Below are 21,013 nucleotides of genomic sequence, written 5' to 3' on the forward strand. Positions count from 1 at the left end.
AATTATTTTTAATATTTCTCAAATAACTATAATTCTATTTTCCTTTACGTTAATAGGGCTTTAACCCAACGTTATATTAATGTTTTTGCTGATCTGACATTTGTAAAATCAATTCGCCTCCATTGGTAATCTCCTGATGCGAAAGTGTAAAATCTTTCACCGTATTAGTATTATATTTGATCTCTTTGATATACACATTTTCAGGACTGTTGTTCTGAGCATTAATCACGAATGTTTTGCCTGAATAATATTTAGGGTTTAATGTTATCGTGATTTTATTAAATATCGGACTTCCAATTTCGTAAACGGCATCTTTGTCTGTTCCTCCGTTTATTTGAAATAAACCTAATTTCAATAAGACATTCAGACTTCCCATTAATCCTTGATCTTCATCCCCGTTATAACCTGTTGATGGCGATAATCCGCTGAAGGTTTCTTTTACAACGTTTCTTGTCCAGTATTGTGTTAAATCAGGTCTTCCTAAAATGGTAAAAATATTAGAAGTCTGCATAGAAGGCTGATTTCCAAAATTTACTGGAATTCGACTGAATTCTGGGTGCAACTCTGCGTCGTGTGATGTACCAGAGGTATACTTTAGTTTTTTAGCTGCTTCAAATTGAGCAGTCAATTTTTCTACTGCTTTTTCTTTTCCGCCCATTAAATCAGCCAAACCTAAAATATCATGCGGAACAAACCAAGTTGATTGTGCGCCGTTGGATTCTATAAATCCGTTTTCATATTGATACGGATCGTAATTTTCACGCCATTTTCCATCCACATTTTTGGGACGCATCCATCCTATTTTAGCATCAAAAACATTTTTATAGTTTTCGGCTCTTTTCATGAAATATTGATAATCATCTTCATGATTCAACTTTTTAGCCAATTGTGCCAAAGTCCAATCCTGATACGCATATTCTAGAGTCTGGCTCGCACCGTCTTCGTGGCTTCCGAAATTTCCATCTGGAAGCGGATACGGTACATATCCTTTTTCTAAATAATATTTTAAGCCTCCTCCAATATTGGTGTTATGCTCATATCCGGCTTTTTCCATAATTCCGCCCGGCATATGATTCTTTTTGAGTGCAATGTAAATTTCCTCTAAATTTTCTTTTACAATTCCTTTTTGAATGGCGCTGACAATAAAAGGCGTTGCCGAAGCTCCCGTCATAACATACGTATCATTTCCTCCTGAAGGCCCACGCGGAATTATGCCGCCGTCTTTGTAATACTGCATTAATGAATACACAAATTCTTCCATAATCTCCGGATATACCAGTCCCCAAAGATTATTGATAGTCCATTGTGCTCCCCAAAAAGCATCTGAATTGTAGTGATTAAATTTTGGTTTTCCGTCTGTATTTAACGGCAAATGTCCCACCCTGAATTTGTCCCCTGTATTATCAGGATAGGCTCCATTTGCATCACTAACCATTTTTCTCCCTTGCAGGGCATGCCATAAATCAGTGTAAAATCTTCTTTGGTCGGTTTCAGTTCCGCCTTCTACTTTTATTCTTCCTAATAAACTGCTCCATACTTTTCTGGAATCTTCAACTGTTTTATTAAAATCCCAATGGGTTAATTCGGTCTGAATATTAGTATCGGCATTTTCAATTGAAGTATAAGAAATACCGACTTTCATTAACACTTGTTCTTTGGTTTTACCAAAATGAATCAAATAATTTCCCGTTGCATTATCTCTTTCAACAGAAGAAACTGGCTCATTTGTTTTCACTTTAAAAAATACCTTTAATGGTTTTGGACGTCTGAAATTGGTACTTAAAACCAAAGATCCGGATAGTTCAAAATCATTATTTTTTTCCAATGTTCCGTTGATATTATCGCAAGGGCCTAAAACAGTATTCAAATTAAAAAGAACTGCTTTTTGTGCTTTTACAGGAAAAGTATATTTATGAAAACCAACTCTTGGTGTGCTGGTTAATTCTGTTTTGATTTGATATCTATCTAATTTTAGCGAATGATATCCAGGTGTTATGATTTCGGTCTGATGGCTGAATTTAGAATAAAAATCTTTGAAAATAGTTTTTTTATTTTCTTCCGAAATAGTCACGGGCATTACGGAAACTCCCGACATCTGCCATTCGTGAACGTGGCTGAAACCTTTTACTGTATCTGTCGTATATTTATAACCGCCTCCCCAATCGCCATTGATTTCAGTATCCGGATTTAAATTAACCATTCCAAAAGGGCGACTCGCTGATGAAAAGAAAAACCATCTTGAATTTTCGGTGTCCAACAACGGATAAACCATGTCTGATAATTGTTTCTTCTTTAAAGAAACCGTTTTCTGAGCGTTGCACGACACTAAAAAAATAAGGGTTAGACTTATTGCGATACGTCCTATTTTATTGATTTGATTTAGTTCCATTTATTCTGTTTATTGATGAGGCACTATTGGTTTGTAGAGGATTCTTTGTACTGGCTTATTACGCTGAAGTGAAAAGAATGTTTACAAAGCTTAATCTTTCGTCGGGGTCTCAGGAATTACATTCGATTAAGCTTTGTATTCATTCAAAAAATGAAAATGAAACTAAACTGGCTATCATGAGCAACCAAAAAAGACCAGTTTTCTTTTAGTAAAAAAGGAGAAGAATTTTTACGCTCTTCTCCTTTCACAATTAAAATTGAATTACAATGCGTACTTAACTAAACTTTTATTCTTAATATCCATCATTCTGAGTCAGAGCTGGATTTAAAACCATTGCATTTGTTGGGATTGGGAATACACGACGGTAAGTGTCTGTATTGGTTTTGTATCCCCAAGATCCTTCATATTTTCCAAAACGGATCATATCGTTTCTATGCCAAGCTTCCCAAGCAAATTCACGGCTTCTTTCTCTGTAAAGATCTTCCAATGTAACACCGCTTAAAGCTGCAGATGTGGTACGATTAGAACGAACCATATTTACTAATGCATCTGCACTCTGTCCTAAAGTTACTGCTCCGCCACGTAAGATTGACTCTGCTTTCATTAAAAGCACATCTGAATAACGTAAGAAAGGAACATCATTCTTTTGGTTACGGTTTGTTGAAGTTGCATCCGGATAGAATTTGATATTTCTGTATCCCATGTTCCAGGCGATTTCATCGTTTCCAAGATCAAATAAAGGAACACTTTGACGAGGGATAATGTCTGGCGTTAGATTTACCTGATAAGTATAAGCTGCACCTCCATCTGCTCCTGTATAGAACTGATCGTATCCTTTTTTCGTTGTTGTAACCGTTACTGGAGTAACACCATCATTCATAAACTGAAGTCCTGTAAGCCATTGTCTGTTACGAATATCGTTTGCATCATTAAAATAAGCATAGAATTCCGGCAGCGTACTTCTTGGCGCACTTGGTGTGTAAGACAATCCGAACTTAGTTCTTTCAGAACGAGGCACATCATAACGTGCGTGATACATTTGTCCGTTAAAACCAACTGTTACTGCTGCAGGATCGTAAGGAACTGCAAAAATGAATTCTTTCATTGTTGGTCCATTGGTTGGATAAAACATTTGCAGATACGATGCTCTTGGCTCAACTGCATACAAACCCGAATTAATTACCTCATCGCAAGCTGCAATACACTCTGCATAACGTGCTGTTCCAGTATAAATATTTGCATTCAAATACAACTTCGCTAACATTGCATTAGCAGTCTGTTTATTTGGTCTTCCGTAAGTAGCAACTCCTGATGCCGGATTTAAATTTGGGATAGCGCTTTTTAATTCTTTTTCAATAAAATTAAAAACTTCTGCTCTTGGTGTTTTGGCATGAGAAGTAAAATCTCCGTATAACGTATCTAATGGTACAGCTCCATACCCATCCATTAACATAAAATAAGAAATGGCGCGCATCGTTTTTAGTTCAGAAATCAACGTCTTTTTTTCTGCTCCTTCTGGCATTGTCTGTCTTAAGATAGAAATTGCCTGATTGCTTGTTCCGATCACTTTAGATGACCAGTCCCAAAGACTTCCGATAATTCCGTTGTCAGCATTCCAATCGTGAAAATGCATGGCAATATAGTTTCTGTTGTCAAACCAGTTTCCTCCTCTTGCAGGAAGAATTGCTTCGTCTGTAGTTAAAGACTGAGACCACCACCAGGCAAATGAAAACTCACCACGGAAAGCTGCATAAACTGGTCCTGTTGTCTGAATATATTGTGTTGAATTTTGTGGAAATACTTCAGGTGTTAACTGCGTTGTAATAGGCACATCAAGGTCATCGCAAGACCATACTAAACCAGCCATCAATACTGGAAGTCCTAAATATTTTAATATCTTTTTCATAATTTTTAGCATTTAGTTTTTAGAAGATCACATTTAAACCAAACAAATACGTTCTGGTTTTTGGATAGAAATTATTTGAATCTACACCTGGAGCGGTTCCTCCTTGTTCAACTTCCGGATCAATTCCTTTGTACTTAGTAATAACAAATACATTATTTATCGTTTGATAAATGCGTACACTGCTGATATACCTTCCAACTTTACCGAAATTATAGCCTAAAGTCATGTTATCTAATCTTACATAACTACCGTCTTCGATAAAACGATCTGAATATCTGTAAGCATTAAGGTCGTTTGGAGATTCGTTCCCAGCATCGACCAGGATATTAGTTGTCATTGCAGTACTTGGTCTGAATAAATCGGCACGTGTTGCATTGAAAATTTTGTTTCCAAAAACTCCTCTAAAGAAAATACTTAAATCAAATTTTTTGTATTGAAAATTATTTGCCCATCCCACTAATAATTTTGGCTGTGCGCTTCCTGCGTAGTGATAATCTACTCCAATTTGAGGTGTAGTAGTCAAATCACCGTTTTTGTCATAATACTGAGAAACTCCATTAGCATTTTTCCCTGCGTATTTAAGTGTAAAGAATTGTCCCAATGGTTTTCCTTCTTTAAAAATCTGTAAAGTACTTCCGGTTTGTCCGCCTCCGTCTGGCTGTACACGACGGATAGAATCTCCACCAACAAAGAACGGACTAGTTAATTTCACGATTTCATTCTTGTTATGAGCCAGGTTCAGGTTAGTTGTCCAACTGAAATCTGCTGTTTTAACCGGAGTTGTGCTTAAACTTACCTCAATACCTTTGTTAGACATTGTTCCTCCGTTTGCTACAATTGATCCTACTGGTACCAATACCGGATTCACATTGTAGTTGAAAATCATGTCTGTTGTTTTCTTGTCGTAAACATCAACAGATCCAGTTACTTTTCCTTTTAAGATTGAGAAATCAAGACCAATATTTGCTGTAGCTGTTTTTTCCCATTTCAAATCAGGGTTTGCTGCCTGGTTTGGTCCGTAAGCTCCAATCTGTTGTCCGTTGTAATAAAAAGTACCTAAACTTCCAGAAATAAATTGTGCTGTGTAAGCATTAAATCCTGATGAGTTACCTGTTACCCCCCAGCTTCCGCGAAGTTTCAAATCGCTAAAGAAGTTTTGGTTCTTCATGAAGCTTTCTTTGTCTATTCTCCAAGCTCCACCTACAGAAGGGAAATATCCCCATTGGTTATTTTCTCCAAACATAGAACCACCATCTCGTCTGATTGATCCTTGTAAAAGATATTTGTCTTTATAATTATAATTTAAACGAGCAAAGTAAGCTATCAAACGTGTTTTTTGATAGGCTTTACTATCTCCAAAATTTACTACATAACCATTAACCGAAGTGTAATTACTTAAAGCAAGGTTATTATACCCAACATTATCTACAGGAAAGTTTGTTGTTGTTGCCTGAAATCCATCACCTAATGTATTTTCCTGCCAAGAGTAACCAGCAACAGCTTTTATTTTATGCTCTCCAAATGTTCTATCCCAAGTAAAGAAACTCTCAATAATATTGTTTCTAGTCTCATAAGAATTTCTCAATGCAGAACCGTTAACACCAAAATTTACTAAAGTTTTTGTCAAAGGTGGATCTGGATTGTTGTAGAAGTTTGCACTGTTGTATTGTGAATAATAGCTGTCATAAAACTCTCCATGAGATGAAGTAAGTCTTTGATGTGCTAAGTTTAAATTATAAGTGATTCCAAACGGTAATTTTACTTCTGCTGTTAAGTTTCCAATAAGGTTATCTGTTTTTGTTTCATCAGTACCATGCTGAATTAAAGCTACCGGGTTAAAATATCCTGTACTTACAAAATTTTCAAAATAACTTCCGTCAGCATTTTTTACCGGAGAAATCGGAAGGTAGCTTGCCGCTTGTAAAAGTACCGTATTACGTTGTGGTACATTTTGATATTTTGTTGTAGAGTTCGTAACATTTAAACCAAATTTAACCTTATCATCAAAAGCAAACTGCTCAACAGATAAACGTGCAATGATACGGGAGAAATCACTTTTCTGCATTACCCCTTCTTTATTGAACGAAGTAATACTTGCTGTATAGTTTCCATGATCTCCTCCTCCACTCATCGATAAGTTATGACTGCTTGATGCTGCACGTCCTGGTCTTAAAATTTCTTTCTGCCAGTTCGTGTTAGCGCCTTTATCATTTTCCGGAGTAAAATTCAAATTGTTTTTAACAGTAAAAGCTCTTAACTGATCTGCATTCATCATGTCCAGATTATTAGAAACTTCTTCCCAACCCACAAAACCGTTGTATGCAATCTGCGTTCTTCCTTTACTTCCTTTTTTTGTAGTTACCATGATAACCCCATTTGCTGCACGGTTACCGTAGATTGCTGTTGCTGCCGCATCTTTTAAAACGTCAATTGTAGCAATGTCATCCGGAGCAATTACAGAGATATCTACTCCCGGAATACCGTCAATTACATAAAATGGTCCTTGAGAACTATTTAACGTAGATGCTCCACGTAATACTACAGAAGCCGTTTTTGTAGGATCCCCACTTGATGAAATATTTAAACCAGAAACTTTACCTTGTAAAAGCTGCCCTACATCGCTGATGGCACCTCTGTTTAAATCTTCGGCCTTAACCGAAGTCACAGAAGTTGTTAAGTTTTTACGGTTTCCTTTTCCATAACCTACTACAACTACCTGCTCTAAACTTGTAGTGGTTGGCTGTAATCGAATTGAATAAGTTGTTTTTGTTCCATCTAATTTTACAGGCTGATCGTCAAATCCCATAAAAGAAAATATAAGTGTTGCATTTTTGTTTGAAGCCGAAATTTTAAATTTCCCATCAAAATCTGTAGATGCTGTATTCGTTGTACCTTTCTCTAGTACATTGGCTGCTGGCAGTGGAACGCCTTTGTCATCTAAAACTACACCGGACACTTCTGTTTTTTGTGCCCATGTATTCATTGAGAAGCCAAAGCAAAAGGCTAATAATAAAAGTTTAAGTTTTTCCATTGTGATATTGGTTAATTGGTTAAATAGTATTGACGAAATTAGTGCTAATGAAATGTTAACAAATGGACAAGTTATTCATAAACATGGATAATTTCAATAAAGTCAGTGATAATAAGGCTTAGCGAAGTTATTTTTCTATTTTTATATAATTAAATACTTACTAATAAATCGTTTTCGTGGAGATTTCATTTCATATTTTAGCTGTTATTTAGGTTTTGTTTATCAAGAATTAGTTAATTTTTTCTTTATATACGTATTAATCTTAATTAAGTATTGATTTAATTATTCTCCGTCCATTTTATTTCCCAATTTTTAATCGATTCTCTTTCTTTCGATTCGTTAAATTGAGTATTATTTACGGCCGAATTTTTTAAAGCTTCTAAAAACATTTTCCATCTTGGCCAATAGAATCCTTTGTACATTCCCTGCCACGATCTAGAAGCGTAATCATTCAAATGACCTTCACCTCCCCAAAGCGTAATTAAGGTTTTAGCATTTTTTGCATACAATTTAGAAACCGAAGGCGTGCTTCCATAATCTGAAGCCGATTTTACCCATTGCTCTACATTATTTAAGGGCTGTCCAGACATCATCTTATCTGTTTCTAGAACTTGTTTTTCAATCTGTTTAAACAATTGATCTCCTTTAACAATGTCTTTCTGCTGATATGCTTTTACGCATTCCATCAATTCCTCATCAATAGAAAGTGAATTGTAATGTCTTGAAACATCAATTAAATCGTATTGGATAAGATTCTTTTTATCGTACTTCTTTGCTTCTTTGCTTAAAATATCCAAAGCTTCTTTTAGTTTGATTTTATCTCCTGGATTTCCTTTAAAACCTGTAATGGTTACCGTAGGTCGTTTAAACAACAAATAAGCTCCAGCCCAATCGTTCCACCATCGTGTTTCCCAATATTTGACATTATAAACAGATTCCAACAATAATTCCCAAGCCTGAAAAACAGGTTTTGATGGTGCTTGTCCATATCTTGCATTTAGATATTTAGTCAGCCAATCGTTTACAGGCTGTTCTCCTTTTGTCCACGGAAGATCATAGATGTATTCGTAAACAACAGAATTATTATTTAATCCTTCCGGCATTGCGCCATAACCTACAACATTTCCTTTATGCGGATTTTTCAATAAACTCGTCAATTCATCTTTATAAAAATTCAGATCTCCATAAACTGGATTTGATCCTCCATAATTATGTACATATCCATACGTCCATTGTTTACCATAAAAAGCTTCCTGATTGTCCCATACCTTATATCTATCGTTGGCATAATCCTGAACCATCACTTTATCATTTGGAACTTTACTTAAAAATGCACTTGTCGCTTCTTTGGTCCAGAATTCTTTGTTGTCGCCAAAAAGCCATCCCTGCATAACCCAGGTTGCACCAGGAGCCGCTTCATTTATAGTTTCGTAAACAGCGCTTCCATAATTAGAAAGTTCTTCATATTTATTATGTTCGGTAACGGGCGGTTCAATTTCATTAAAAGAATCGGCTAAATAGAAATTAGATTTGCCGTACATTTTGGTGTAAATTTCAATAAAGCGTTTTCCAATTTGTTTGAATAACGGATCTTTAGAATCTAACAGAAAAGTACTTGCAAAACCTCCACCTGACCAGGATTTTAATTCGGTTATTTTGGCTTCCGGATGTTTTTCGGCGAAAGCCTTTGGCACATAACCACTAAAAGCCGGTACAACAGGATGCATGTCCAAAACTCTCATTCTTTCTAAAATTTTCTTTTGAAGTGCCTCTTTTTTAACAAACCATTCTTGTGGTAACGGACCTTCTAAACTATTAATGTTTCCCATACGCTGCCAAGGCAAATAAGCCGGTCCTGCAAAATGAGATTCTAACTGAGAATTACTTAAACCATATTCTTTCCATAATTCCTGCCACACGGCTTCCTGACCTTCCATTGCGGTTGGAAGATTAATTCCGTGTAATGCCATCCAGTCGATTTCCTGTTCCCAGCGTTTCCAGTCCCACCACGGAGTAGTGTAACCGAAAGTACAGGCATTTAAATATTCTCTGTATTCAAATGGCGTATCTCCCTTTTTGGAATATTTCGGCCAGGTTTTAGGCAGATTAACTCTGTTTCCTTCCCAGCTTACTAAAACGGCTCCGATATCTCTTAAAAAATTGTATGCCGCATAACAAACTGCAGTATTGTTTGATGCTTTTATTTTTACCTTATTATTAGCAGTTTCAATTTCAAACCAATCTGATTTGTTATTGGTTTGATTTTCGACAATGCTTAACTCAAACTCATTGGCGCGATTTCCTACTAGTCTTTCTATTACCCCCAAAGCACTTTTTGTTTTTTCGCTGCTTTGACAATGTGCTTTAAAAGAACCCAAAAACAGCAGCATAAAAACCATTACAGCCATTTTTAAGGAATCGTACTTTTCAATTTTAAAATTCTCACTTTTCATATAAATAACCTATTATTAAATTGTCTTAATTCATTTTAGCCTAACAAAAACAAGGGAGATTAAATTATTTATTAATCTCCCAACTCAAATAAAAACCTAACAAAAATTTATTACTAATAATTAACAATCTTACTCTATAAATTCAGAATGAAGAAATTGATTCCTGAATCGAAAATAAAATTATACATATTGTTTCTTCCAAAGATGGATTAATCAATCAAAAATATAGACAGATTCTTTTGTTGCAAATGTCTTTTACAAACTAACCAGATCAAGTAATCTGTCATTTAATGCGTTTAAAGGGGAATTTAAAGTATTTCGAACTTTTTGGACTCTTAAGAAATGTATATAAAAATAGCAGCCCGCCATCATTAATTAAAACTGGCGGGCTGCTTGAACAGATGGGGGCTGTTCTTTAAAATGTTACTCGATTTTGAAATCGTTAGTTTCCGGATTGCTTTCGCTAAAGGGAAACTTATTTTAATACTGAAAGTATTTTATTGAAAACTTCATTGTTTTCATACACTCCCTGAAAATCCTGTGAATGCGGTCCATAAGAAAAAACAGGAACCATTGTAGCGGTGTGATCAATTGTGATAAAATCACCTTCAATTTTATGCTGTTTTACATTTCCCTGTGGAATAGCAAAACCAGACGTTTCATGATCAGCCGTAACGATAACCAATGTACCTTCATTTTTATCTGCAAATAGTAAAGCCTGAGTAATGGCTGTATCAAAATCTATGGTTTCAGCTACGATTCCTGCGGCATTATTCACATGACCAAAACTGTCGATCTGTGCGCCTTCTACCATTAGAAAGAAAGGTTTGTTCTTTTTGTTTAAAAATTCCAAACTGTATTTTACGGCATCGGCCAATACTTCTCCTCTTCCTTCTAAAACTGACGGAACTCTATGCTGCGAAATGAAAACACCTACTGCATCATTATTCTCTGCCTGCATTTCCTGCACCGTATTCAATAATTTGAATTTAGGAGCCAATGCTATATTTTTAAAAGTAGAAGCGCCACCTCCAACAAACAAATTCAATTTGCTTTTTAATAAATCCTGCGCTATTATTTCTGTGTTTGATCTTTCTTCTGTATGGGCGTAAAAAGCAGCTGGAGTTGCTCCTGTAACTTCATCTGTTGTAATAATTCCTGTAGAGAAATTTCGCTTTTGCAATACTTCTAAAATATTTGGAATAGACTTTCTTAAACTATCTGTTCCAATGGCTCTGTTGTTTGTTTTCTGACCGGTTGCCAATGCCGTTCCCGCAGCAGCTGAATCGGTGGTGAAATCATCTGCCGACTGTGTTTTTATAAATCCGATGCTTTTCATTTGTGTAACCGACAAAGCACCATTATTAGTCAAAACAGCTGAAGAAATTTGTGATAAACCATTTCCGTCTCCAATTAAAAGAATCACATTTTTTACAGGAGTCTCTTTTTGATCTGTTTTATAAGTTGGAACATACACTTTTGAAGAGTTTGTTGCTGTAACCAATCTCTTCGGTAAAGACTGCAGATACTGAACGCAATTATAAGGAGAATCGGTATTAATGATATCAACTCCTAGTTCTAAAAAGGCTTTCCATGCGGTTTTGGTATCCGGACAGCCCCAAAAACGAAACGGTTTGTTTAAGTTTTTTCCTTTAGTAATAACTGAACTTACACGATTACTATCATCATGCGTTAACCTTCCTAAACCATTCCAAACCGAATATTTTTTGAAATCAACACTAATCATAGCCACTTTTTCCCAATTTTCTTTTGAAATCGTTTTGTCTATTTCCTGAAAATCAAACCAGATAAAATCAGGATACTTTTTGTACGTTTCTGCATCCGGTCTATTTCCTGATATAACGATTTTAATATCCTTGTTTTTTGTTATGCTTTCATATTTTTTCAGAACAGCAATAAGCTTATTCAAAGTAGCTTCGGCTTCTGTTTTAATGTCGATCAGTAAAACTAATTTGTGCTCTTTTTTATAATTCATTTTTAGAGCCGTTTCTAACGGTTTTAAATACAAATCTTCTAAAGTTCTTGATGCAGAAATTTCTTTTTGATCGTGAGAAACATATAACATATTATCTTTCAAAAAAATATCGGCTTCTATAGAGGAAGCTCCATTTGCATAAGCGTTCCAAAAAGGAATTGCCTGATTGTAATCGTTATGAGAATGTACTGTAACGGAATTCTGAGAATATAACTGATCACCTGCTCCCCAGAAAAACAGGGATAGCCAGATGAATAAAAATGATGTTTTCATTTGGAATAAATTGATGGATTTTGAATGAACAAAATAGCAGGTTGGCAGTGGGGCAAAAAAGGGCTGTTGGCTAAGATTATCAGCCAAAAAAAAATGCTTAAAAATAAATTTGGGATTAAAAAAAAACAGGGTGTTTTCTTAAAAGGTTCAAAAACTACCCTGTTTTCAACAACTAACACAAAAAGACTGCCTATTTTACAATAGCGTACGATAGAAAATCGGCAGTCTTAAATTCAACGTATAAAAAAACAAACTTAAACTAGTATCCTTTATTTTGTACTAAATATCCAGGCGTATTAGAAGCTCCATCAATTGCTTTTTGAGGAATTGGAAACAATCTATGGTTTACATCTGTATCTGTTTTTTCAGTCCATTTATCTTCAAAATGGCTAAAACGGATTTGAGTGTTTCTTCTTAAACCTTCCCAGTAAAATTCGAAACCATATTCTCTGTACAAAATATCTAAATTGATTGCAGGAAGCGCAGCAGGAATTGGGGCACGAGCTGTCCTTGATGTTCTAACTGCATTCATATCAGCTAAAGCGCCTGCACTATCTCCTTTTCTTAATTTAGCTTCGGCTCTCATCATAAAAATTTCAGCGTATCTTAAAAGCACCATATCTACACTACTGAAGTAGTTTCCATCTGGAGAAGTATGGCTAAACTGATATTTAGATACTCTGTATCCAGAATAGTGCATACTTCCTTCTCTTGTAAAATCAACTTTCTCAGTCAAATTAACATAACCTACGTTCTTGTCAGGTCCGTTTCCTTTAATTTGTTTTACTGGGTAAATTCTATATCCTCCGTCACATTTGTAAAATGCTCCGTTAGCATCTTTTCTGGCTGCCCAAGGAATACCTCTCATAATTCCTCTATCAATTTCAAACTCCTCCGCTTTTACACAGTAGTAATGGTTTTCATCATTTAAAGGAGAAAATCCAGTAAGATCTTTTAAATGAGCTGGCACTTTTGCATTGTTCTTATAAAATCTAGAATCAGCTTCTGCAGGATCTACAGATCCGTAAGCCTGCACCCATGTTTGATAAAAATCTGAAGTAATTGCCGGTCCGTCTGTACCATCTGCATTAATATATTCAGGTCTAGGAAACATTGATCCCGGGATAGACCAATAAGCCCAACGGTTATTTTCGTCTCTTAAAACTCCACGCTGATCCATTGCAAAAATTACTTCTTTGTTTGAATTGTTATTGTCGTCAAACAAATCAAAGTATTCAGGAGAAAAACTGAATTTACCTGAGTTAATAATGTTATTTGTGTATTTAATAACATTATCCATATCTGCTGCTGTAAATGATGGTGTTCCATAAGGATCACGATAAACTGCTGCGTTCAAATACAATCTGGAAAGAAGTCCCCAAACTGCAGCCTGCGTCATTCTACCTGGACCTTTATCTTTATTAATCACATCAGCTACAGATAACAATTCGCTTTCTATATAAGAAACAGCTTCTTGTCCGCGAATTATCTGAGAGTTTATTGTCGATGATTCTTTTTTAAACACAAGTCCCCAGCTGTCCAAGGTCATCATGTGTAAATAAGCTCTTAAGGCTTTCATTTCATAAAGCGCCCCTTGTGCTTCTGTATTTCCAGCTTCTGCAAGAGGAGTTAATACTTCAATTGCTGTTAATGTTCTGGAAAGGTTTATTGTTAGTTCATTCCAAGTACTGGTAACCAAGTCATTTGTTGGTGTTGTTGTATGGGCATGAACTGCTAAATATTTACCTCCGTCATACCAATCTGTTCCTCCTCTGTAAGGTAAAATACCTTCGTCACTAGCAATTAACTGAAGACCAAAATTGTTGGTGTGAATCCAAGTTGCTTTTAGCTGTCCATAAGCTGGAGCGATTGCTCCGGCAACCGCCTCTGCTTGTCCAATTCCGTTTAAGGATTCATCTAATACTTTCTCTTCTAAGTCTGTACAACTCCAAGCAAAGAATAAACTGAATGCCAGCGCTCCTATTATTATTTTATTTTTCATGTTATATTTTTTTTGATTAGAATGCTACGTTTAAGCCAAATACGACAGTTCTGCTTTTTGGATAACTGAAGTAGTCAATTCCAAAAGACTGAATTTCTCCAATTGAAGTTCCCATATTTAACTCAGGATCATAACCACTGTATTTCGTGATTACAAATAAGTTTTGTCCTGTTACAGAAAGACGAATATTATCCATCACATCGCCAAGTCCGATCAATTTTGGACTTAAATTATAACCCAGTGTAGCATTATTTAATCTTAAGAAACTTCCGTCTTCTAAATATCTTGTTGAAACCGTATTAGAGTTTGTAGAAGCTTCATTTAAATATTGTGAAGCTCTGTCGGTTGTATTAAATGAATTCGCAAGCTGACCTTTATTGAATGAAGTCATAGCAACGTGGTTGTAAATTTTGTTTCCACTAACTCCATTAAAATTAGCTCCAAAATCAAAATTCTTATATCTTAAATTCAGGTAAAAAGCATAGATATAATCTGGTAATGCACTTCCTGCAACAATACGGTCATCATCAAGAATTTGTCCGTCTCCGTTTGTATCTGCAAACTGATTTAAACCATCAGCACCAATTCCTGTAAAATCAAGCATGTAAAAAGAACCAATTGGCTGATTGTTGATAATTCCGTTTATGGTTGCTCCAGATTGCCCGCCACCTTGCGCACCTCCAGTTGTTAATATTTTGTAAGCCGAATTTTCTACTCTGTTTTTTGTAAAAGATACGTTACCACCAATACTGTATGAGAAATCACGACTTTTGTCACTGCTGTAATCTAAAGCAACTTCAATACCGTTGTTTTTAATTTCCATATTTGGAATGTTTGTATAATACATTGGTACAGGCTGAATAGGATCTGTTGGAGCTATTTGCAGTAATAGTTTGCTTGAAACTTTGTTAAAATAATCAACAGTTCCAGATAATCTATTATTAAATAAACTAAAATCTAAACCTATATTGGTCTGTGTAGAAACCTCCCATTGAATATCCGGACTAGCCAAACGTGTAAATATTGTTCCGTATGGATAACCTCCCAAATCTATTGCAGATGGATCTAACGGATAAGTATTATTTCCTGTGTTACTTTCTGTATAACTAGCTTTTGTAATTTTAGAAGGAATCTCCTGAGAACCTGTTTGTCCCCAGCTTGCTCTTAATTTAAGATTATTCAAAGTTTCAGATTCTTTTAAGAAATCCTCTTTTGTAATATTCCATCCTAAAGCTACAGAAGGGAAATATCCATATCTATTATTCTCACCAAATTTAGAAGAACCATCGGCACGCATCGTTGCAGTAAGAAGGTATTTATTATCATACCCATAATTTACTCTACCAAAGAAAGACTGAAGTTCATTTTCTATAGCAGATGAAGATTGTGTCGTACGCTCGCTTGCTGCTCCAATTTGATTTTTTGGTTCAACTCCATTATCAGGGAATCCAGATAAATTAAAAGTTTTTTGATTTACTTGAATTTTTTGGTAAGACTGACCTCCAAGAATTGTGAAGCTATGAGCTCCTTTATTAAAATTATACGTTAATGTATTTTCGTATAAAATATTGTTATTGTTCGTTACAATATTATTCAAAGAACCTAAAGTCGTGTTGGTGGCTGATGCATACGGCAAAACCTGAATATCTCTTTGTGACATTGAATAATCAACACCAAGATTGAACTTATAAGTTAATCCTTTTACAAACTCGTATGATGGAGAAATATTAGCTAAAATACGGTTGTTGATTGTTTCGTCAGAATATAATCTCTGACTAATCATAGGATTTAAAACATCGTTGCTTAAATTAAGATTTGGTTCTCCATTTACATACACTGCATCCGTAGGATTCATTGTAAGCATGTTGCCTACTACAGTTCTAGCATCTGGTCTTGAATTATCAAGTTTTGTAGCCGTCAAATTAAAAGCAACATTAAACTTATCATTAAGCGCTTTTTGATTTAAGTTTAAACGCCCTGAGTAGCGTTTCAAATCACTATTTTGCAAAACACCTTGTTGATTATCTACCCCTAATGATGCTGCATAAGTTGATTTATCTGTTCCACCGCTCATTGACAAATTAAGGTTTTGAGAAATACCAGTTCTAGTTAATTCATCCTGCCAGTCTGTATTTGCTCCTCCATCTTGTAAAGTTCCATTTACCGCTGTTACTTGTCTTCTAAATTCATCAGCGCTAAAAACATCCACTTTATTCGTTAATGTTGAAATTCCAGTAGTCATGGAAAGATTTATTTTAGTCTGTCCTTTAGATCCTTTTTTAGTTGTAATTACAATTACACCATTAGCAGCTCTTGAACCATAAATTGCTGAAGCAGATGCATCTTTAAGCACCTCAATACTTTCGATATCCTGTGGATTAATAAAGTTCATTGGGTTTGATGCAACACCAGTTCCAGAATTGTCTAATGCAAATCCGTCTACTACATAAAGTGGTGTTGTTCCAGAACGCAAACTCCCTGCTCCACGAATAATAATGTCTTGATTTGCCCCAGGCTCACCACTTGATGCCGTTACATTAACTCCGGCAACTTTACCTTGAATTAACTGACCTGCATTGGCAACAACTCCCTTATTAAAATTTTCGCTTTTTACAGAACCAATAGCTCCGGTTACGTCCGATTTCTTTTGAGTACCGTAACCAACCACTACTACTTCATTTAAAGTACTAACTTCTTCTGCTAAAGAAACAGTCAGTTTTTGAGTACCTGAGAAAGAAACTTCTTTTGTTTGAAACCCAACATAAGAAAAAACCAAAACACCTTCTTTTTGTTGTGCTTTAATTACGAAATTCCCGTCGAAATCTGTTGTAACAGCTCCTTTTGGTTCTCCTTTAATATAAACAGAGACACCAGGAACCGGTACTTTTTCTACATCAGAAACCACAACTCCTGATACACTTCCCTGCGCAAAGGAGTATGACATACATCCGAAGGCAAGAATTAGCAATGCATAAATTTTTTTCATTTAAATTACTTTTTTTGTTTTGCCAAAAGTATTTTAACGGTTCCTCCAAAAGGAGGATTTTTGTTTTTCAAAGGAGGACTTTTAATGCAATTTAGGAGAGAATTAATACCGAAAAAGGGTGAAATTCGTTCATTAACATTAGGCTAACTTTCTGCAAATACAGGGCTAACAGAAAACCTAAAGTGAATATTCTTTATATTCTTTCGGACTTTTGCCAAAATACTTCTTAAAAGAACGTCCAAAATATTTTGGATCATTATAACCGCACTCAAAACTGATTTCGGAGATGTTTAATTTTTTGGTTTTTAATAATAATTCTGCTTTTTGTAAGCGTAGCGAGGTTAAAATATCTGAAGGAGACTGATTTAAAGTCTCCTTAAATAAACGATAGCATTTTACTCTGGAAATGCCTAATTGTTCTCCCATCATTTCAACATTAAATGCCGGATTCTGCAATTCTTCTTTAATGATTTCTAAAGCTCTTTTTAAAAGCTTTTCGTTTGGTGTAATATTTTCATTATTCTCTGTCAGGATTTCAAAGATTTTCTGCTGGATTTTATATTCTTTTACAGGCTCGCTGTTTTGATTGATCAATCGGTCAATCTTTTTACTAATGAATGATAAACTTGCAGGGAGTTTAATATGTGTGTCAATATCCAGTTCCAGTAATTGCTCTTCCTGTTCGTAGTTACTATTTTCAGAGATATAAATAAGCGGGATTTTTACCGTGCTGTTTTCTTTAATTTGTTTTAGAAAATTAATGAGCTCACGGGAGAATTCTGCCTGATAAAAAACTAAAGCAGCAATTTCAATCTGTTTAATTATGGCATTTAGATTCGAAACAGAACTTTCAAAAATTAAATTATAGTTTTCGTTTTCTAAAATCTGATTCGCAGCCGGACCGTTATAGGCATCTCCAAAAACCAAAAGACATTTTTTATCAGCAGCAAGCTGATCCTGATAATTAAAATTTTTCCACGAAATGGTTTCTTTGAAGTTAACATTCGAATCCACAATTTCTATTGGAATCCGCAGTTTAGCTTCAAACTGTTCATTAGATGAAGAAATAATTTCTCCATTCAAATCCTGCAGTAAAATTTGTAAGGCTCTAAAATAAGGACTGTAATGTAAAATGGTTTCCCAGTTATTTTTTAAAATAATACTATCCGAAATTGTTTTGATTTCTATACAATTACTTTCATACACAATTGCAATATTGAGCGTACTGTCTTTGTCGGAGTATTTATTTAAATCATTAAAAAAATATTGCAGCGAAAGTTTTAAACGCAATACATCTACGGCAGCAAAACAATCCGTATTGTCTATTTCGCAGTTAAAGTTTACTTCATTAAGCTGAGAATCTTTTTTTAGTTTCTCTACATTATTTTTTAAAACAGGAAATAAATTCACCGCTGTTTTCTTTACCGGTCCAAGATCTTTTACATGTTCCAGATAATTCCATTCTGAAATAAGATTGACCAATTTCCCGGATTCAGATAATAGAGCGCGCTGCGTTTCTGTGTCTTTTTTTAAAGAACCTGAAGCTTTAATAATTCTCGATATCGGTTCCTGAAACTCAGCCAGCATGAATGTTTTGAACTTTTCAATTTCAAAATTTCCATTTTTTGAATTACTGTGAAGAATTAAAAGTTTTTCCTTCTGTTCAATTATCTGTTTATTTTTTTGATCCAGTTCTGCATTAATTTCTTCCAGGTTTTTCTTCTGATTTTCGATAACAGCGGTACGTGCTTTTACCAGCTCTTCCAGATATTTCTGCTGTGCAAGAGCGGTTTTATTTTTAGCATAAATCACCATTATACATCCAAATAATATCAAACCCGATAACAGAATATAAAACAAAATCGATTCGTAAAAAGCTTCTGTAATATGAAGTGTAAAGAAAGCAGGCTCAGCAATGCCATCATTTCCTTCTTTTACTAAAAAACTGTAATCTCCGGAAGATAATCCGCTGTATTCTATTTTATTGTCTTCAGGAAGCAGAGTCCAATCTTCATCACTTCCTTCCAGTTTGTAATAAATATTGTTTTTTTTACTGCCCGGAAATAAAATCGGAATTACTTCAATTTTTAATTCATTATCGCTGAAACCTTTTTCAAAAGCAGTTTGATAATTTTCATTTCCATCAATTTTCAATTTAATTTTTGCTTTTGAATTGTTGATTTGAAGCGTGTTTGGATTAAAATAATTAAGTCCGTTTACACCTCCAAAGAATAAATTCCCTTTTGAATCCTGATAATAAGCCCCTTCTGAAAATTCGAGTGCCTGCCATCCGTAATCGGGATTATAAGAAGTAACCGAATAGTTTTTTTTGTCAATCGAAGCAATTCCTTTTGTAGTGCTGATCCAGACTTTATCTCCGTTATCTATCAAACCATAAACCATGTGGCTTGGCAGTCCGTCAGATTCTGCAATATTTTTAACGACACCTTTTCTTTTATTGTAGATAGTAACGCCACCCAAAGAGGCAATCCAGTAATTATCAGATTCATGATCCATAAAAACAGAATAAATACTGTTGCCTAAAATTCCCTCTTTGGTTGTTATTTTTTTTAAAGTCCCATTCGTTAAATTAAAGACCACAACACCACTGTTTTCGGTTGCCAGTATCAGATTCTGATTGCTCTTTTTTACACATCTTATATGAAATTTACTGAGTAATTCCTGTCCTTTAAACTTTTCGAAATTTCCCGTTATCATATTAAATTTTGCCATTCCGTTCCAGCATCCCATCCAGAGCTGTTTGTTTTGGTCTTCGCAGATAGAATAACATCTTTCAATAGGCATTCCTGCGGTGCCGCTATCATAACTTGTACTTTTTTGATCTGAAATATGCAGAATTCCTTTGTAAGTTCCTGCCCAAATACTGCCATCACTAGCCGTAAATAAAGATCTAATGCGTTCCCAATCCGGGCTTGAAGCTGCTTTATCAATTTTAAACTTTTGAAAAGAATGACTCCCATCATTATAATAGTAAAGCCCTCTTGTATAATAACCGAGCCATATTTTTCCTTTGCTGTCTTTGGTTACAGCCCTGATGGTTTCATTTGGAAGATTTGGTTCTTTAAGCGGATGTGGCATAACTGAATTTATTTTTTCAGAACCGCCAAAAGCCATACTCAATCCTCCGTCTTTCTGCCCCAACCAAATATTTCCGAAATAGTCTTCGTGGATTACTTCTATTTCATTGTTTTTAAGGGAATAAGGCGAATATAAATCGGCTGTAAAATGCTGTATATTATTTTCATCAGATTCATTTGTAATGATGTACAATCCGTTTTCTCGGGTTGCAAACCAAATGTTTCCTGCTTTATCTTTTAAAATATCATTGATGATTAACGTTGGATACTTTCTTAGTAAAATATTTTTGAGGTTTTTATAATCTGTTGCTTTAACATTATTGCTGGCAGTCTCCACAAAAGATTTGTCTTTAAACTCAAAATATTTTTTACCCGTTTCTACAACAATATTACCTTTTTGCGATAAATAAATATCCGTTGGAAGGCTTTTGAATTTAAACTCCTGAAACTCATCATTACCGAGATATTTATTAATATGCCCTTCTTTTGTAATGAGCCAGATTTTTCCTTCTGAATCTTTTTCTAACTTAGTTATGTAGTTGCTGGAAATGGTTTTTGGATCCTCAAAACTCTTTTTGAAAATTTTGAAATGATAACCGTCAAAGTAATTCAGACCGTCCCAGGTAGCAATCCATAATCCTCCGTCTTTATCATTTTCTATATCGACTACCGAATTATTGGATAATCCCTGATTGGTAGTAAAATTTTCAAATTTTACCTGTTGTCCAAATGAATATATTGTGAAAAAGTAAAAAAATAGTAATATCCTGGTCATCGTTTTTATTTTAACTGACAAGGATACAATTGGAAGTTTATTTAATTACAAACTGTATGTTAAGTTAAAAACAAAAACCAATTAAAATCGGTTATTAAAGAGAA

The 21,013-nt window shown here is 34.9% G+C and carries 9 protein-coding genes; 1 reads left to right on the forward strand and 8 read right to left on the reverse strand.

The genetic code is table 11. The annotated features are described in order from the left end of the window. Positions 1 to 76 precede the first annotated feature (76 nt). The 5 genes from ACFS3A_RS17915 to ACFS3A_RS17935 form a co-directional block, all read right to left on the reverse strand. Entirely contained in the window at positions 77 to 2,389 is a 2,313-nt protein-coding gene (locus ACFS3A_RS17915; RefSeq protein ID WP_379826937.1) for a GH92 family glycosyl hydrolase, read from the reverse strand. 292 nt (positions 2,390 to 2,681) lie between these two features. Further along, entirely contained in the window at positions 2,682 to 4,295 is a 1,614-nt protein-coding gene (locus ACFS3A_RS17920) for a RagB/SusD family nutrient uptake outer membrane protein (RefSeq protein ID WP_379826939.1), read from the reverse strand. Between the two features lie 19 nt (positions 4,296 to 4,314). Beyond that, positions 4,315 to 7,326 (reverse strand): SusC/RagA family TonB-linked outer membrane protein, encoded by a 3,012-nt coding sequence (locus ACFS3A_RS17925; protein ID WP_379826940.1) that lies wholly within the window; start codon positions 7,324 to 7,326, stop codon positions 4,315 to 4,317. A gap of 278 nt (positions 7,327 to 7,604) precedes the next feature. Further along, positions 7,605 to 9,779, reverse strand: a complete 2,175-nt coding sequence (locus ACFS3A_RS17930) for an alpha-N-acetylglucosaminidase (protein WP_379826941.1) — start codon at positions 9,777 to 9,779, stop codon at positions 7,605 to 7,607. A gap of 475 nt (positions 9,780 to 10,254) precedes the next feature. Next, positions 10,255 to 12,048 carry an alkaline phosphatase gene (locus ACFS3A_RS17935; RefSeq protein ID WP_379826942.1) on the reverse strand — a complete coding sequence of 598 codons (1,794 nt, stop codon included), beginning with the start codon at positions 12,046 to 12,048 and terminating at the stop codon, positions 10,255 to 10,257. A 24-nt stretch (positions 12,049 to 12,072) separates the two neighbouring features. Here ACFS3A_RS17935 and ACFS3A_RS17940 point away from each other — a divergent pair, with 24 nt between their 5' ends. Then, positions 12,073 to 12,252 (forward strand): hypothetical protein, encoded by a 180-nt coding sequence (locus ACFS3A_RS17940; protein WP_379826943.1) that lies wholly within the window; start codon positions 12,073 to 12,075, stop codon positions 12,250 to 12,252. Positions 12,253 to 12,307: 55 nt separating this feature from the next. Here ACFS3A_RS17940 and ACFS3A_RS17945 read toward each other — a convergent pair whose 3' ends face one another. The 3 genes from ACFS3A_RS17945 to ACFS3A_RS17955 form a co-directional block, all read right to left on the reverse strand. Next, positions 12,308 to 14,050 carry a RagB/SusD family nutrient uptake outer membrane protein gene (locus ACFS3A_RS17945; protein ID WP_379826944.1) on the reverse strand — a complete coding sequence of 581 codons (1,743 nt, stop codon included), beginning with the start codon at positions 14,048 to 14,050 and terminating at the stop codon, positions 12,308 to 12,310. Positions 14,051 to 14,066: 16 nt separating this feature from the next. Continuing rightward, positions 14,067 to 17,036, reverse strand: a complete 2,970-nt coding sequence (locus tag ACFS3A_RS17950) for a SusC/RagA family TonB-linked outer membrane protein (RefSeq protein WP_379826945.1) — start codon at positions 17,034 to 17,036, stop codon at positions 14,067 to 14,069. A 177-nt stretch (positions 17,037 to 17,213) separates the two neighbouring features. Continuing rightward, positions 17,214 to 20,909, reverse strand: a complete 3,696-nt coding sequence (locus ACFS3A_RS17955; RefSeq protein ID WP_379826946.1) for a two-component regulator propeller domain-containing protein — start codon at positions 20,907 to 20,909, stop codon at positions 17,214 to 17,216. Between the last annotated feature and the right edge of the window lie 104 nt (positions 20,910 to 21,013).

This window comes from Flavobacterium notoginsengisoli (genome assembly GCF_042686225.1).
In the GTDB taxonomy this organism is placed as follows: Bacteria; Bacteroidota; Bacteroidia; order Flavobacteriales; family Flavobacteriaceae; genus Flavobacterium; species Flavobacterium notoginsengisoli.

Bases quoted from the DNA above. Each gene is read 5' to 3' on its own strand.
- ACFS3A_RS17915 (WP_379826937.1), bottom strand. From the start codon at position 2,389: ATGGAACTAAATCAAATCAATAAAATAGGACGTATCGCAATAAGTCTA.
- ACFS3A_RS17920 (WP_379826939.1), bottom strand. From the start codon at position 4,295: ATGAAAAAGATATTAAAATATTTAGGACTTCCAGTATTGATGGCTGGT.
- ACFS3A_RS17925 (WP_379826940.1), bottom strand. From the start codon at position 7,326: ATGGAAAAACTTAAACTTTTATTATTAGCCTTTTGCTTTGGCTTCTCA.
- ACFS3A_RS17930 (WP_379826941.1), bottom strand. From the start codon at position 9,779: ATGAAAAGTGAGAATTTTAAAATTGAAAAGTACGATTCCTTAAAAATG.
- ACFS3A_RS17935 (WP_379826942.1), bottom strand. From the start codon at position 12,048: ATGAAAACATCATTTTTATTCATCTGGCTATCCCTGTTTTTCTGGGGA.
- ACFS3A_RS17940 (WP_379826943.1), top strand. From the start codon at position 12,073: ATGAACAAAATAGCAGGTTGGCAGTGGGGCAAAAAAGGGCTGTTGGCT.
- ACFS3A_RS17945 (WP_379826944.1), bottom strand. From the start codon at position 14,050: ATGAAAAATAAAATAATAATAGGAGCGCTGGCATTCAGTTTATTCTTT.
- ACFS3A_RS17950 (WP_379826945.1), bottom strand. From the start codon at position 17,036: ATGAAAAAAATTTATGCATTGCTAATTCTTGCCTTCGGATGTATGTCA.
- ACFS3A_RS17955 (WP_379826946.1), bottom strand. From the start codon at position 20,909: ATGACCAGGATATTACTATTTTTTTACTTTTTCACAATATATTCATTT.